Here is a 15814-nt window from a genome sequence, read left to right on the forward strand (position 1 = left end):
AATTTTAACTTGTTGCAATTGCAAATATAGTACTTTTGCAACTTAGCAAAATACTTTACTAATGACAAATAAAACGCTTACAATACCAAGTGTAGAAAAAATTGAAAAGAGGTTAGAAATTCATGGCGATGTTAGAATTGATAATTATTATTGGTTAAATGAAAAAGAAAATCCGAAAGTAATAGATTATTTAAATGCTGAAAATGATTATTTTGAAGCCGAAACAGCACATACAAAAGAGTTTCAAGAATTATTATTTACTGAGTTAAAATCGAGAATTAAAGAAGATGATGAATCGGTACCATATAAAAAGAATGGATATTTTTATGTAACTCGTTTTGAAAAAGGAAAGCAATACCCAATTCATACAAGAAAATTTAAAAGCTTAGATGCAGAAGAGCAAATATTGTTTGATATTAATGATATGGCTAAAGACTATAGCTATTTTAATCTTTCGGGAGTTTCGGTAAGTCCAAATAATAAATTAGCAGCCTTTGGAACGGATACTGTTAGTAGAAGACAATATACACTTCAGTTTAAAAATTTAGAAACTGGAGAGTTATACCCAGAAAAAATTGAAAATACTACAGGTAGTGCAGCTTGGGCAAACGATAATAAAACTGTTTTTTATACTCAAAAAAATCCAACAACGTTAAGAAGCGAAAAAATATTTAGACACGTTTTAGGAACGAGTGTAGAAGAGGATGTTGAAATATTTTCTGAAAGCGATGAGGCTTTTGGAGTTTATGTGTACCGAACAAAATCAGAAAAATATTTAATGATTGGTGCCTATAGCACTGTTTCAACTGAATATAGTTTTTTAAATGCTGATGATGCTTATGGAGATTTTAAAATATTTCAGCAAAGAGAAAGAGATTTAGAATATAGTGTATCGCATTACAATGATCATTTTTATATACTAACAAATAAAGATAAAGCTACTAATTTTAAATTAATGAAAACTTTAGAATCTAAAACTTCTAAAGAAAATTGGGAAGATGTAATTGCTCATAGAGAAGATGTTTTGTTGGAAGATTTTTCAACATTTAAAAACTTTTTAGTGCTTGAAGAACGTATAAAAGGGGTTTGTAAAATAAGAATAAAACGTTGGGATAATTCAGAAGATTTTTTCATTCCTTTTAATGAAGAAACATATTCGGCAGGTGTATATTATAATCCAGAATTTGATACAAATGTTATTAGGTATGGTTATAATTCTATGACAACACCAAGCTCTGTAATTGATTTTAATGTAGATACTAAAACAGAAATAATATTAAAAGAACAGCAAGTACTAGGAGGTAAGTTTGATAAAGATAATTATATAAGCGAAAGAATCTGGGCTACTGCAAATGATGGAACTGAGATTCCAATTTCATTAGTTTATAATAAAAACACGCAGTTAAATAAAAATACACCTTTATTATTATATGGTTATGGTTCTTACGGACATACAATTGATGCAGGCTTTAGTTCAACTAGGTTAAGCTTGTTAGATAGAGGTTTTGTATTTGCAATTGCGCACGTTAGAGGCAGCGAGTATTTAGGAAGAAAATGGTACGAAAACGGAAAACTATTAAATAAAGTAAATACATTTTCAGATTTTATTGATTGTGCAAAATTTTTGGTTGAAAAAAACTATACATCAAGCAATCATTTATATGCTAGTGGGGGATCTGCTGGAGGGTTATTAATGGGAGCAGTAGTTAATATGGAACCTAGTTTATTTAATGGTATAATTGCAGCGGTACCTTTTGTAGATGTTGTAACAACAATGTTAGATGATACAATTCCATTAACAACTGGAGAATACGATGAGTGGGGAAATCCAAATGAAGAAGAATATTATAACTATATGAAATCTTATTCTCCATATGATAATGTTCAAAAACAAGAGTATCCTAATATGTTGGTAACTACAGGTCTTCATGACTCTCAAGTTCAGTATTTTGAACCAGCAAAATGGGTTGCAAAGCTAAGAGAATTAAAAACTAATAATAAATTATTAGTTATGCATACAGATATGGAAACTGGGCACGGTGGGGCTTCAGGACGATTTGATGCCTTAAAGGAAATAGCAAGAGATTACAGTTTTATACTAGATTTAGAGGGAAAAGCAAATAATTAAAAAAAATTATTAAATTTGCACGTTATATTATTAAATATAATTCATTTTTTGAATATTTCATAATTTTGAATTAAATACGTTAGAATGATACAAAATACAGGTATTAGTGAAAATATATTAGATCTTGTAGGTAATACACCCTTAATTAAATTAAATAAAATTACAAAAGATGTTCCAGGTAACTTTTATGTGAAATATGAAGGATTCAATCCAGGGCACTCTATGAAAGATAGAATAGCTTTACACATAATTGAAGAGGCTGAAAGACAAGGTATTTTAAAAGAAGGAAGTACAATAATTGAAACTACTTCTGGAAACACTGGATTTAGTATTGCTTTAGTTAGTATAATAAAAGGTTATAAGTGTATTTTGGCTGTTAATTCTAAGGCATCATCTGGAAAAATTAATATGTTAAAGGCAATGGGAGCAAAAGTATATGTTTGCCCTGCACATGCTAAGGCCGATGATCCAAGATCGTATTATTCAGTAGCAAAAAGATTACACGAAGAAACTGCAAACTCTGTTTATATAAATCAGTATTTTAATCAATTAAATTCTGAAGCACATTACCTTTCTACGGGACCAGAAATTTGGAACCAAACTAATGGAGAGTTAACACATATTGTTGCTGCAAGTGGAACAGGAGGAACAATTTCTGGGGTTTCAAAATATGTAAAAGAGCAAAACCCAAATGTAAAAGTTTTAGGTGTTGATGCTTTTGGGTCTATATTAAAAAAATTCCATGAAACAGGAGAATTCGATAAAGATGAAATTTACCCGTATAGAATAGAAGGTTTAGGTAAAAACTTAATTCCGTCTGCAACAAATTTTGAATTAATAGATGTGTTTGAAAAAGTAACAGATGAAGCAGCAGCACACAAAGCTAGAGAATTAGCAATAACAGAAGGCTTGTTTACAGGCTATACAAGTGGAGCAGTTGTTCAAGCAGCTTTACAATATGCAGAAAAAGGATATTTTGATGAAAATTCAAAAGTAGTTTTAATTTTACCAGATCACGGATCGCGTTATATGGAAAAAATTTATAGCGATGATTGGATGAAAGAACAAGGCTTTTTTGACTCTCAAACAGAAGAAGCACCAGCAGTAGAATACATAAAATAATAAAATATTTTTATAAAAAGAGGCTTAATTTTTTAAGCCTCTTTTTTTGTATATACTTATTTGAAAACCACGAAAAAAAAGCCGTACTTTGTAACTTCGTAAATGGCACATATTAAAGTACGCTCATTGTGCAAAATATATTATAATGAAAGATTTATTTGATAGAATAATAAAAGATAAAGGTCCTTTAGGTAAATGGGCTAAACAAGCAGAAGGTTATTACGTTTTTCCAAAGTTAGAAGGTGAAATTTCTAATAGAATGGAATTTAATGGAAAAAAAGTAATTACTTGGAGTATTAATGATTATTTAGGCTTAGCAAATCACCCAGATGTTAGAAAAGCAGATGCAGATGCTGCTGCAGAATATGGAATGGCTTACCCAATGGGTGCTAGAATGATGTCTGGACATACAAAATATCACGAGCAATTAGAGCAAGAATGTGCTGAGTTTGTTGAAAAAGAATCTGCATATTTAGTAAACTTTGGTTACCAAGGAATGGTTTCTGCTATTGATGCATTAGTTACTAAAAATGATGTAATTGTGTATGATATGGATTCTCACGCTTGTATTATTGATGGTGTGCGTTTGCATCATGGAAAAAGATTTACTTTTAAACATAATGATGTTGAAAGTTTAGAAACAAACTTAAAAAGAGCAACTAAAATAGCTAACGAAACAGGTGGAGGAATTCTTGTAATTTCTGAAGGTGTTTTTGGAATGCGAGGAGAACAAGGTAAATTAAAAGAAATTGTAGCATTAAAAGAAAATTATCAATTTAGATTGTTAGTTGATGATGCTCACGGTTTTGGTACTTTAGGAAAAGAAGGTAAAGGTGCTGGTTTTGAACAAGGTGTTCAAGATGATATTGATGTGTATTTTGCAACGTTTGCAAAATCTATGGCAGGTATTGGAGCTTTCTTTGCAGCAGATAAAGATATTATTCAGTATTTACAATACAATATGCGTTCTCAAATGTTTGCAAAGTCGTTACCTATGCCAATGGTAAAAGGAGCTTTAAAACGTTTAGATATGTTACGTACAATGCCAGAACTTAAAGATAAGTTATGGGAAAACGTAAATGCATTACAAAACGGTTTAAAAGAAAACGGTTTTAATATTGGTAATACAAACACTTGTGTAACACCTGTATTTTTAGAAGGAGATATTCCAGAAGCAATGGCAATGGTAAATGATTTACGTGAAAATTACGGAATCTTTTGTTCTATTGTTGTGTATCCTGTAATTCCAAAAGGATTAATTATTTTAAGATTAATTCCAACGGCTTCTCATAATTTAGACGATGTTAAAGAAACTATAGAATCTTTCTCAGCAATACGTACTAAATTAGAAGGTGGTATTTATAAAAGAATTGCTGCATCTATGATGTAGAAAACATATAAAGCATAAAAAAAGCCTTTTAGTAAAACTAAAAGGCTTTTTTTATGCTTTATTATTTTGAAGTTTAATAACCTTCAGAAATGTTGTGAAGCGTAGCTTTTTCTTTTATTCGAATTCGTTTACCAGTTAAATCAATAACACCATCCTTTTTTAAATTAGATAATAATCTAATAGCAGATTCCGTTGCTGTACCAATAGTATTAGCAATTTCTTCTCTGGTTAATGTAATATCAATAAAACCTTCTTTATCTACTCCAAAAATTTCTTCTAAATGAATTAAAGTTTCAGCTAATCTATCTTTTACAGGTTTTTGAGCCATTTGAGAAATAGAAGTATTCGCTTCATTTAATTGGTGAGAAATATTTTTCATTAAGCTTAATGAAAATTGAGAGTTTGTTCTAATCATATCTAAAATATCTCCTTTAGGAATAAAACATACATGCATATCTTCTAATGCAGTAACATTTAAACCTACAGGTTCATCACTTAAAATAGATCTGTGCCCTAAAATATCACCTCCTTTAACAAACTTAATTATTTGTTCTTTACCGTTAGTGTTTAATTTTGTTAGTTTACACTTACCATCTTTTACACAATATAGACCATTAATTGTATGGCCTTCAGTCATTAAATTCTCTCCCTTTTTAATTAAAAGTGAAGTTTTATGATCTGAAAATTTTTCAAGCTCGTCATGAGTTAACTTTTTTAAAGAGTTAAATCTCTTAATAATGCATTGGGTACACCTCGACATATAAAATCAAATTGAGAATTAGTAGTTATTGTAACAAATGTACGAATTTTAATGATATTTGTCATGTTTTTGAATAAATAAATCGATAATTTTGCATAGAATTTAAAAAAAATAGTAATTTGAGTAATTGTTTTCATTGCGGAGCTGATTGTGGTAAAAAACCGATAAAGTTTGATGATAAAAATTTTTGTTGTAATGGTTGTAAAACGGTATACGAAATCCTAAATGCAAGTGAATTAAACTGTTATTACGATTTAGAAGCTACACCTGGTACAATTCCTTCAGAAATAAAAGGAAAGTATAATTATTTAGATAATGATGAAATTGCAGAAAAACTTCTTGAATTTAACGATGGAGAGACAAGCGTTGTTGAATTCTACATTCCAAGTATACATTGTAGTTCTTGTATATGGGTTTTAGAAAATTTAAATAAGCTAAATGAAGGCATAACAACTTCTTTAGTTAACTTTCCTAAGAAAACTGTTAGAGTAACGTTTAAAAACAAATTAACTTCATTAAAAGCTATTGCCGAGCTTAATACTTCGATAGGATACGAGCCATATATTAGCTTAGAAGATGCAGATTCTAAAAATAATAAAGTAGATAAAACGCTAATTTATCAACTATCTATAGCGGCATTTTCATTTGGTAATATTATGTTATTATCTTTTCCTGAGTACTTTCAAGTAGATGGCTTTTGGTTAGAAAAATATAAGTATTTGTTTAGGTGGCTTATGTTTTTAATGGTTGTGCCTGTAGTGTTTTATTCTGCAAAAGACTATTTTATTTCAGCAGTAAAAGGTTTACGACATAAAATATTAAATATTGATGTTCCAATATCTCTGGGAATTTCAGTTTTATTTATTAGAAGTACTGTTGAAATTCTATTAGACATTGGAACTGGATTTTTTGATAGTTTGGCAGGTTTGGTTTTCTTTTTATTGTTAGGTAAGTTTTTTCAACAACGAACCTATAATTTTTTATCGTTTGAACGTGATTATAAGTCTTACTTTCCAATAGCAGTAACTAAAATTGTTAATGGTGAAGAAAAAAACATACCTGTAAAAGATATAGAAAAAGGAGACCGTTTATTAATTAGAAACGAAGAATTAATACCCGTAGACGGTATTTTAATTAACGGAAATGCAGCTTTAGATTATAGTTTTGTTACTGGAGAGTCTATTCCAGTTTCTAAAAATTCTGGAGATAAGCTTTTTGCAGGTGGAAAGCAAACTTCTGGAGCTATTGAAATGGAGGTAATTAATACCATTTCTCAAAGTTACTTAACACAATTATGGAGTAATGATGTTTTTAATAATTCTGAAGATATTACTATAAAAAACTTAACAGATACTATAAGTAAATATTTTACCATTGCAATTTTATTAATTGCTTTTGTTGCGGGTATTGCTTGGTATTTTATAAACCCTTCAATGGCATTTAATGTTGTTACTGCTGTATTAATTATTGCTTGCCCTTGTGCTTTAGCTTTATCTGCACCATTTGCATTTGGTAACATTTTACGAATTTTTGGATATAAAAAGTTTTATCTAAAAAATGCTGAAACCATTGAGAATATTTCAAAAATAGACACTATTATTTTTGATAAGACGGGTACAATTACTTCAAACGATAAAACTCAAATACACTATAAAGGAGTCAATTTATCATCTGAAGAATTAATTGCAGTAAAAACAATTTTACGATCATCAAATCATCCTTTAAGCAGATCTTTATATAGTTATATAGTAGAAAAACCATTTGAAGAAAAGCCTGAAGAATTTAAAGAGATATTAGGTAAAGGAGTACAAGCTGTTATTAATAATTCAAAATTAAAACTGGGTTCTGCAAGTTTTTTAAATGTAGAATCTAATAGTTTAAATGAAACAGCTATTCATATTCAAATTAATAATAAATATAAAGGTTGCTATATTTTTAATAATAGTTATAGAGAAGGAACAAAAGAAGTGTTTAATATATTAGCCGAGAATTATAACCTTATAATATTATCTGGAGATAATGATGGAGAAAAGCCTTATTTAGAAAAATTGTTACCTAAAAAAACACAGTTTCAGTTTAATCAGAAACCAGAAGATAAATTAACTTTTATTGAAAGTAGGCAGAAAAAAGGAGAACATGTGTTAATGATAGGTGATGGGTTAAATGATGCTGGTGCATTGGCACAAAGTAATGTTGGTATCGCAATTTCTGAAGATGTAAATGTTTTTTCACCAGCTTGTGATGCTATTTTAGATGCTCATGAATTTGAAAAATTACCAGTATTTTTTAAACTTTCTAAAAAAACTATTAGAGTAATTAAGGCTAGTTTTGTGTTTTCTTTTTTATATAATATTATAGGAATGTATTTTGCACTTACAGGGCAGCTAACACCAGTAGTTGCAGCAATTTTAATGCCTTTAAGTTCAATTAGTATAGTGGTTTTTGTAACTATTCTTACAAATTGGATTTCTAAAAAATTATAACTTCGTGGCATATTTTTTCGCAAACGTTTTTTTATGATAATTGTCATATTTATTTTGCTTAAAAAAATATAATTTTGTCGCTATTATTGACTAAAAATTACTCTTAACTAAAATGGAAGTTGTTTATATAACAATTGGCGTAAGTATTATTGTGGCCGTATTTTTTTTTATTGTATTTTTAAAGTCAGTGAAATCAGGTCAGTATGAAGATACATATACACCATCGGTACGCATGTTATTTGATGATGAGCTGGTAAAAGATGAAAAAGAGGGTTCTAAGGAGCCTGAAAAAGCTAAAGAAAATCAACAAACAAACAATAAAAATTAACAATTAATCAAACAAAAGTATGGAAAAAGAACAATTTTATTATGATAATAAAATCGTAAAAATGTTTCTTTGGGCTACAATTCTATGGGGAGTTGTAGGTATGTTAGTAGGGCTATTAGTGGCGCTACTTTTTGTATTCCCAGGATTATTAGAATTTGCAGGAGCAGATAATGCTATTTCGTGGTTAAGTTTTGGTCGTTTACGTCCATTACATACCAACGCAGTAATTTTTGCCTTTGTAGGTAATGGTATTTTCTTAGGAGTTTATTATTCAACTCAAAGATTATTAAAAGCAAGAATGTTTAACGATGTTTTAAGTAGAATTCATTTTTGGGGTTGGCAAGCTATAATTGTAGCTGCAGCTATAACATTACCATTAGGTTTTACTTCATCTAAAGAATACGCAGAATTAGAATGGCCAATAGATATTGCTGTTGTTTTAATTTGGGTAGTTTTTGCAATTAACTTAATTGGTACAATTTTAAAACGTAGACAACGTCATATTTACGTTGCAATATGGTTTTATATTGCAACAATAGTTACCATTGCAGTATTATATATATTTAATAACCTTGAAATGCCTATTACAGCATTTAAAAGTTATTCTGTTTACTCAGGGGTTCAAGATGCCTTGGTACAATGGTGGTATGGGCATAATGCGGTAGCATTTTTCCTTACTACACCAATATTAGGTTTAATGTATTACTTTATACCAAAGGTTGCTAATAGACCAGTTTACTCTTACAGACTATCTATTATTCACTTCTGGACATTAATTTTCTTATACATTTGGGCTGGGCCTCACCATTTATTATACACAGCATTACCAGAATGGGCTCAAAACTTGGGTACTGTATTTTCTGTAATGTTAATTTTCCCATCTTGGGGTGGTATGATTAATGGATTATTAACACTTCGTGGTGCTTGGGATAAAGTTCGTGAAAACCCAGTGTTAAAATTCTTTGTAGTTGCAATTACTGGTTATGGTATGGCAACGTTTGAAGGTCCAATGTTATCATTTAAAAATTTAAATGCAATTGGTCACTATACAGACTGGATTGTAGGTCACGTACATATTGGAGCATTAGCTTGGAATGGATTTATGATTGCTGGTATTGTATACTGGTTATCTGAAAAATTATGGAAAACTCCTTTATATTCAAGAAAACTTGCCAATACACATTTCTGGTTAGGTACATTAGGTATTTTATTTTATGCAATACCATTATATGTTGCTGGTTTTACTCAAGCGTTCTTATGGAAACAATTTAATCCAGATGGAACTTTAGTTTATGGTAACTTTTTAGAAACTGTAACACAAGTTATACCTATGTATGCAATGCGTGCTATTGGTGGTACTTTATATTTAACAGGTTTTATTTTATTAGCAATTAACGTAATTAAAACTGCTAAAGCTGGTTCTAAAGTAGAAGATGAATTAGCAGAAGCAGCTCCATTAAAGAAAATTAGTGGGCAACGTGTTGCTGGTGAAGGATTACATACTTGGTTAGAAAGAAAAACAGTATTATTTACAATTTTAACTACTGTAGCTATTTTAATTGGTGGTTTAGTAGAAATTGTACCATTAATTTTAGTTAAATCTAATATTCCTACAATTGAAAGTGTAAAACCTTATACACCTTTAGAATTAGAAGGTAGAGATATTTATATTAGAGAAGGTTGTAATAACTGTCACTCGCAAATGATTCGTCCTTTCCGTTCAGAAGTTGAACGTTATGGAGAGTATTCTAAAGCTGGAGAGTTTGTTTATGATTTCCCATTCCTTTGGGGATCTAGAAGAACTGGACCAGATGTACATAGAGTTGGAGGTAAATACAATGATAACTGGCACTTTAACCATATGTTAGATCCTAGGTCTACATCTCCAGGTTCTATTATGCCTCGTTATTCTTGGTTAATTAAAAATGATTTAAATGCTTCAAATGTTGAGGATAAAATGGAAGGTTTAGTAACGTTAGGTGTTCCTTATTCAGCAGAAGATATAAGCGGAGCTAAACAAGCATTGTTAGCACAAGCTAAAGAAATTGAAAATAATTTAAGACAAGACCCTGAGTTTGTTAAAAATTACAGTTCAAGTAACATCCAAAACAAAGAAATTGTAGCATTAATTGCTTATTTACAACGTTTGGGTACTGATATAAAAGCAGGTAAAACAGCTTTAAAATAATAGTATAGTATGTTAAAATTTATTAAACACAATTTAGCAGGTATTGATGGTGTTGAAATTTATCCAATAATTTCATTATTGTTATTCTTCCTAGTATTTTCATCGATGTTAATTTTCGTTTTAAAATTACCAAAAAGAAGAATAGATGAATTAAGCAATTTACCAATGGATAGTGATACCGATAAAAACGAGAATTCAAATGAATAAAAATTCAGAAAAAATATCAGGGTGGAAAAAGTTCATGCAAAGCATGACTAAAGCACACGACTTAGGAACAGAAGAAGACATATTATTAGACCACGATTATGATGGTATTAAAGAATTAGACAACGTATTACCACCTTGGTGGTTATACGGGTTCTATATTACTATTGCAATTAGTATATTTTACTATACGCAAGTATTTTATAATTCAGAAGAATATAGTCAAGAAAAAGAATATGCTGCAGAAGTAGAGCAAGGTAAAAAGGATGTTGAAGCTTATAAAGCAGCTAATCCAGAGTTATTTGATGATTCTAATATTGTAGCTTTAACCGATGATGCTAGTTTAGCAAAAGGTAAAGAATTATTTGCTTCAAAAACTTGTACAGCATGTCACTTAGTAGATTTAGGAGGTAGTATTGGACCAAACCTTACTGATAATAAGTGGATATTAGGTGGAGGAGTAAAAGATATTTACAACACTATTTCTAAAGGAGGTAGACCAGGTAAAGGAATGATTGCTTGGGAATCTACTATAAGTAGAGAAGAAAGAATACAATTGGCAAGTTATATTGTCTCTATGCAAGGTGTTGCACCAGCAACTCCAAAAGCAGAAGAGGGAGATATTGTTTGGCCAGAATAATAAAAAATAAGTTATAGATAACAAGTTTTAAAATTAAAACTTGTTTCTGATTTTTTTAGTTAGTAGTAAAAAAAGAGGTATAAAATTGTGGATTTAGATTATTTAAAATTAAATCAACGTTTTTACCTCTTTTTTTTGTCACTTTTGTTTCTAAAGTGTTTGGTAATTAACCATAAATTTGCAAGTAACAAAAACTAATTCTTTATAAAATTAAGTATGGAAAAAGAGAATAAAGAAATATTTAGAGATTCAATAGCAACAATAGATAAAGAAGGGAAAAGGAACTTTATTTTTCCTAAAAAACCTAAGGGTAAGTTGTATAATTATAGAACTTATGTAAGTTGGGTTTTATTAGCATTTCTATTAGCTGCACCTTTTATAAAAGTAAAAGGGAATCAATTTTTATTATTTAATGTTTTAGAGCGAAAATTTCACATTTTTGGATTTCCGTTTTGGCCTCAAGATTTTCATTTATTAGTAATTTCAATACTGTTAAGTGTTGTTTTTATTATTTTATTTACAGTAGTTTTTGGTCGTATTTTTTGTGGATGGATGTGCCCTCAAACCATTTTTATGGAAATGGTTTTTAGAAAAATAGAATATTTAATTGAAGGTGATAGATCTAAACAAATTAAATTAGATAAGCAGGCTTGGGATGCAGAAAAAATTAGAAAAAGAGTTACTAAATGGATTGTGTTTTTTATAATTTCATTTATAATTTCTAATGTGTTTTTAGCTTACATTATTGGAGCCGATGAAGTTTTAGGTTATATAACTGACGGACCAATGGAACATATTACTACACTAATTAAATTGTTAGCTTTTACAGCTGTATTTTATTTTGTGTTTGCTTGGTTTAGAGAGCAAGTTTGTATTATAGTTTGTCCGTACGGTAGGTTACAAGGAGTATTACTTGATGATAAATCTATTAATGTTGCTTACGATTTTGTTAGAGGTGAAGGTGATAATGGTAGAAAAAAAATAAGAAAAGACGAAGATAGAGAAGAACTTGGACATGGAGATTGTATTGATTGTAAACAGTGTGTACAAGTTTGCCCTACAGGAATTGACATTAGAAATGGTACTCAATTAGAGTGCATTAACTGTACAGCTTGTATAGATGCTTGTGATGAAATAATGGATAAAACTGGATTCGAAAAAGGGTTAATTCGTTATGCTTCTGAAGATAATATAGAGAAAAAAGAGAAATTTAAATTCAATGCTAGATTAATAGCATATTCAGCAATATTATCAATTTTAATTATAGTTTTAGTTACTATGTTGTTTTTACGAAATGATGTAGAAGCTACCGTTTTAAGGTTACCAGGACAAACGTTTATTAGTACAGATACTACTATTAAAAATGTGTACACTGTTAAGTTAATAAACAAAACAACTGATAATATTGAGGATGTAGAAATTAAGCTAGTTTCTCATAAAGGAACAGTAACTTTAGTTGGTGGAAATACAAGTATAGAGAAACAAGGTTTAAAAGAAGGAACCTTATTTATAGAAATAGATAAAAAAGACTTAAATTCGTCTAAAGAAGAATTGGAAGTTGGAATTTATTCAAAAGGAGAGTTAATTGAAACTACTACAACTAACTTTACCGGTCCAATGATTATAAAATAACTAATAGATTAAATACAACTTTTAAAAATTAAGAGATGTATTTAATCTAAAATCAAAAGCATTATGAAATTTAAATTTACTTGGCCAATGGGTATTATTATCGCATTGGTATCGTTTATGATTTTTATATCAACATTTTTGTATTTAAGTTTTACACCTAAATATTCTCATAATTTAACTTCAGAAGATTATTATAAGGATGAATTAAATTACCAGCAAGAAATTGACCTTGAGGAAAGAGGAAATAGTTTAAAAGAAAATGTTTCGATTAAAAAGGTAGAAAAAGGGTTGTTAATTTCTTTTCCTTCTGAATTTGAACCTTCAAAAATATCAGGAACTATTTCTTTTAAAAGATTATCTAATGAAAAAATAGATTTTACAAAACCAATTAAACTTAAAACTAATAAATTATTAATTTCTGATGATATATTAGTTGAAGGAAGATGGGATGTAAATATTAATTGGAATGTGAATGAAGTTTCGTATTTATATAAAGAGAAATTAATTTATTAGTATGCTTTGGACGGCATTAGTGTTAGGTTTAGCAGGTAGTTTTCACTGTATAGGAATGTGTGGTCCTATTGCATTTGTATTGCCTGTAGATAGATCTTCAAAGTCTAAACTTTTTTTTCAGATATTTTTATATCATTTTGGCCGTTTAATAAGTTACTCTTTAATAGGTATACTTTTCGGTTTTATAGGTAAAGGATTGTATTTAGCTGGTTTTCAGCAACGATTATCAATTCTTATGGGGATTATTATGATACTTATAGTATTAGTTCCTTTATCTATATTTAACAAATTTAATTTTTCGAAACCGCTTTACAAGTTTATCGGTACGGTAAAGCAAAAATTAGGTTTGTATTTAAATAAAAAATCAAATAAAGCACTTTTTTCTATTGGATTTTTTAATGGTTTTTTGCCTTGTGGTTTGGTATATATGGCTTTAATTGGAGCAATTTCTACTGGAAATTTGGTTGATGGAGCTTTATATATGGCAATTTTTGGGTTAGGTACAGTTCCTTTAATGACAGCAGCAGTTTTACTTGGAAATTTTGTAAATTTATCTGTAAGAAAAAAAATACAAAAAGTTATCCCTGTATTTGTTGTTATTATTGGATTATTATTTATTTTGCGAGGGCTAGGTTTAGGTATTCCATATATATCTCCTTCAGATGCTAAACTGCAAATATCTAACAACCCAGCAAATTGTATAACTGTAGATGGCGAAAAAACTGATTAACCTATGGACGAAACACCAAAACTAACACTTGAAGATTTTGAAAAAGCTACTTCAAATAAAGAACTGTTAGCTATTATTAAAGAAAAAAATATGCCAATTGATAAGGTTTATAAAAAACTTTTTTATCAAGAGGAACTTAGAAAACTTCAGATAGAGCTAGTAAAACTTCAACAATGGATTTCAAAAAATAATAAAAGAGTAGCTATTATTTTTGAAGGAAGAGATGCTGCAGGAAAAGGAGGAAACATCCGTCGTTTTGCAGAGCATTTAAATCCACGTTCTATGCGTTTAGTTGCACTTAATAAACCAACTGAGGTTGAAAGAGGACAATGGTATTTTAGACGTTATATTAAAGAATTGCCAAATCCGGGTGAAATAGTGTTTTTTGATAGAAGTTGGTATAATAGAGCGGTTGTAGAGCCTGTTATGGGCTTTTGTACAGAGAGTCAGTATAATAATTTTATGGTTCAAGTTCCAGAATTTGAACATATGCTGTACGAAGATGGATTGGTGTTGATTAAGTTTTGGTTTTCAATATCTAAAGATGAACAACTGTCTAGATTTAATGCTAGATTAGAAACACCTTTAAAACGTTGGAAATTTAGCCCAGTTGATAGAGAAGGGCAAAAATTATGGGATAAATATTCGCATTACAAAGAGCAAATGTTTAGCAAAACTCATACAAGTTATAGCCCTTGGATTACTGTAAGAGCAAACGACAAAAAAATAGCAAGATTAGAATGTATACGCTATGTACTTTCTAAATTTGAATATGATGGAAAAGACAAGGCATTAACTACATTATTGCCAGATCCAAACATTATTACAAGATATTACCGATCATCAAGACAAATAGATTAATTATGCACGAAGAGTTTAAATTAACAGAAGACGGTGTTAAAATATTAAACACCAATAAGGGATTAACTGCATTATTATCTAAAGAACCTTATAATTTAGAAAAAGCAGTTAGGTATGTAAATTACGAAAAACGCTTAAAAAAATTACAAGTAGAGCTTATTAGAATGCAATCTTGGGCAATAGAAAAAGATGAACGTATTATTGTTTTGTTTGAAGGTAGAGATGCTGCAGGTAAAGGTGGTGCAATTAGACGTATTACAGAGCGTATGAATCCTCGTCATTTACGTATTGTTGCTTTGCCAAAACCAACAGAAGACGAGCGTTCTCAATGGTATTTTCAACGTTATGTTCAACAATTTCCAAAAGCAGGAGAAATTGTTTTTTTTGATAGAAGTTGGTATAATAGGGCAGTAGTAGAACCTGTAATGGGTTTTTGTACAGAAACCGAACACGAGATTTTTATGAATCAAGTGAATGATTTTGAACGTATGATAACTGAATCTGGTATAAGATTGGTTAAGATATATATGTCAATTTCAAAGCGAGAACAAGCTAAACGATTTTTAGAAATTAAATCGAATCCATTAAAGCAATGGAAAATGACAAAGGTTGATGAAATGGCTCAAGAATTATGGGATAAATACACAGCCTATAAAAATAAAATGTTCGAAAAAACTAAAGAAGGTGCCGTGCCTTGGAAAATTATAAAAGCGAATAGAAAAACTTTTGCAAGGGTTAATGTTATTAACCATATTTTAAAAAGTATACCTTACGATAAGAATAAAGAGATATAAAAAAAGCCTCCAATTTTGGAGGCTTTTTTTATATCAATATG

14 protein-coding genes are annotated in these 15814 nt (G+C 29.5%); 13 read left to right on the forward strand and 1 reads right to left on the reverse strand.

The genetic code is table 11. From position 1 onward, the window contains the following. Positions 1-61 precede the first annotated feature (61 nt). The 3 genes from BLU40_RS04930 (at position 62) to BLU40_RS04940 (ending at position 4640) form a co-directional block, all read left to right on the forward strand. Complete coding sequence (locus BLU40_RS04930) at positions 62-2128, forward strand: S9 family peptidase (protein WP_090120511.1); 2067 nt, start codon at positions 62-64, stop codon at positions 2126-2128. 84 nt (positions 2129-2212) lie between these two features. Next, entirely contained in the window at positions 2213-3250 is a 1038-nt protein-coding gene (locus BLU40_RS04935; RefSeq protein ID WP_090120514.1) for a cysteate synthase, read from the forward strand. Positions 3251-3395: 145 nt separating this feature from the next. Then, the gene (locus BLU40_RS04940) at positions 3396-4640 is read left to right on the forward strand and encodes a cysteate-C-fatty acyltransferase (protein WP_090120516.1); all 1245 of its coding nucleotides are present in this window, start codon (positions 3396-3398) and stop codon (positions 4638-4640) included. A gap of 73 nt (positions 4641-4713) precedes the next feature. Here the strand turns inward: BLU40_RS04940 and BLU40_RS04945 are convergent, their stop codons facing one another. Continuing rightward, the gene (locus BLU40_RS04945; protein ID WP_090120519.1) at positions 4714-5400 is read right to left on the reverse strand and encodes a Crp/Fnr family transcriptional regulator; all 687 of its coding nucleotides are present in this window, start codon (positions 5398-5400) and stop codon (positions 4714-4716) included. Between the two features lie 119 nt (positions 5401-5519). On the opposite strand from BLU40_RS04945, the gene BLU40_RS04950 reads away from it, so the two are divergent. The 10 genes from BLU40_RS04950 to ppk2 (BLU40_RS04995) all read left to right on the forward strand — a co-directional run bounded on the left by BLU40_RS04950 (position 5520) and on the right by ppk2 (BLU40_RS04995) (position 15773). Then, positions 5520-7883, forward strand: coding sequence for a heavy metal translocating P-type ATPase (locus tag BLU40_RS04950; protein WP_090120521.1), 2364 nt, complete (start codon positions 5520-5522; stop codon positions 7881-7883). A gap of 112 nt (positions 7884-7995) precedes the next feature. Then, the gene (gene ccoS / locus BLU40_RS04955) at positions 7996-8211 is read left to right on the forward strand and encodes a cbb3-type cytochrome oxidase assembly protein CcoS (protein ID WP_090120523.1); all 216 of its coding nucleotides are present in this window, start codon (positions 7996-7998) and stop codon (positions 8209-8211) included. A gap of 19 nt (positions 8212-8230) precedes the next feature. After that, complete coding sequence (ccoN, locus tag BLU40_RS04960) at positions 8231-10399, forward strand: cytochrome-c oxidase, cbb3-type subunit I (RefSeq protein WP_090120526.1); 2169 nt, start codon at positions 8231-8233, stop codon at positions 10397-10399. A gap of 9 nt (positions 10400-10408) precedes the next feature. Then, positions 10409-10606, forward strand: coding sequence for a CcoQ/FixQ family Cbb3-type cytochrome c oxidase assembly chaperone (locus tag BLU40_RS04965; protein WP_090120528.1), 198 nt, complete (start codon positions 10409-10411; stop codon positions 10604-10606). After that, on the forward strand, positions 10599-11243 hold the full coding sequence (locus tag BLU40_RS04970) for a cbb3-type cytochrome c oxidase N-terminal domain-containing protein (RefSeq protein WP_090120531.1): 645 nt from the start codon (positions 10599-10601) through the stop codon (positions 11241-11243). The genes BLU40_RS04965 and BLU40_RS04970 overlap by 8 nt, the downstream gene beginning before the upstream one ends. A 216-nt stretch (positions 11244-11459) precedes the next feature. Continuing rightward, positions 11460-12875 (forward strand): cytochrome c oxidase accessory protein CcoG, encoded by a 1416-nt coding sequence (ccoG, locus tag BLU40_RS04975; RefSeq protein WP_090120533.1) that lies wholly within the window; start codon positions 11460-11462, stop codon positions 12873-12875. Between the two features lie 63 nt (positions 12876-12938). Continuing rightward, positions 12939-13388, forward strand: a complete 450-nt coding sequence (locus BLU40_RS04980; RefSeq protein WP_090120535.1) for a FixH family protein — start codon at positions 12939-12941, stop codon at positions 13386-13388. Position 13389: 1 nt separating this feature from the next. Beyond that, positions 13390-14118, forward strand: a complete 729-nt coding sequence (locus tag BLU40_RS04985; protein WP_090120536.1) for a sulfite exporter TauE/SafE family protein — start codon at positions 13390-13392, stop codon at positions 14116-14118. Positions 14119-14121: 3 nt separating this feature from the next. Continuing rightward, positions 14122-14979: a polyphosphate kinase 2 gene (gene ppk2 / locus BLU40_RS04990; RefSeq protein WP_090120542.1), complete on the forward strand. Its 858-nt coding sequence runs from the start codon at positions 14122-14124 to the stop codon at positions 14977-14979. Positions 14980-14981: 2 nt separating this feature from the next. Further along, complete coding sequence (gene ppk2, locus BLU40_RS04995) at positions 14982-15773, forward strand: polyphosphate kinase 2 (RefSeq protein ID WP_090120545.1); 792 nt, start codon at positions 14982-14984, stop codon at positions 15771-15773. Positions 15774-15814 lie beyond the last annotated feature (41 nt).

The organism is Lutibacter oricola, from assembly GCF_900106565.1.
Lineage (GTDB): Bacteria > Bacteroidota > Bacteroidia > Flavobacteriales > Flavobacteriaceae > Lutibacter > Lutibacter oricola.

Coding starts and splice junctions, on each gene's coding strand:
- BLU40_RS04940 (WP_090120516.1), top strand. CDS start 3,396: ATGAAAGATTTATTTGATAGAATAATAAAAGATAAAGGTCCTTTAGGT.
- ccoG (WP_090120533.1), top strand. CDS start 11,460: ATGGAAAAAGAGAATAAAGAAATATTTAGAGATTCAATAGCAACAATA.
- ccoN (WP_090120526.1), top strand. CDS start 8,231: ATGGAAAAAGAACAATTTTATTATGATAATAAAATCGTAAAAATGTTT.
- ppk2 (WP_090120542.1), top strand. CDS start 14,122: ATGGACGAAACACCAAAACTAACACTTGAAGATTTTGAAAAAGCTACT.
- BLU40_RS04965 (WP_090120528.1), top strand. CDS start 10,409: ATGTTAAAATTTATTAAACACAATTTAGCAGGTATTGATGGTGTTGAA.
- ppk2 (WP_090120545.1), top strand. CDS start 14,982: ATGCACGAAGAGTTTAAATTAACAGAAGACGGTGTTAAAATATTAAAC.
- BLU40_RS04980 (WP_090120535.1), top strand. CDS start 12,939: ATGAAATTTAAATTTACTTGGCCAATGGGTATTATTATCGCATTGGTA.
- BLU40_RS04985 (WP_090120536.1), top strand. CDS start 13,390: ATGCTTTGGACGGCATTAGTGTTAGGTTTAGCAGGTAGTTTTCACTGT.
- BLU40_RS04945 (WP_090120519.1), bottom strand. CDS start 5,400: ATGTCGAGGTGTACCCAATGCATTATTAAGAGATTTAACTCTTTAAAA.
- BLU40_RS04970 (WP_090120531.1), top strand. CDS start 10,599: ATGAATAAAAATTCAGAAAAAATATCAGGGTGGAAAAAGTTCATGCAA.
- BLU40_RS04935 (WP_090120514.1), top strand. CDS start 2,213: ATGATACAAAATACAGGTATTAGTGAAAATATATTAGATCTTGTAGGT.
- BLU40_RS04930 (WP_090120511.1), top strand. CDS start 62: ATGACAAATAAAACGCTTACAATACCAAGTGTAGAAAAAATTGAAAAG.
- ccoS (WP_090120523.1), top strand. CDS start 7,996: ATGGAAGTTGTTTATATAACAATTGGCGTAAGTATTATTGTGGCCGTA.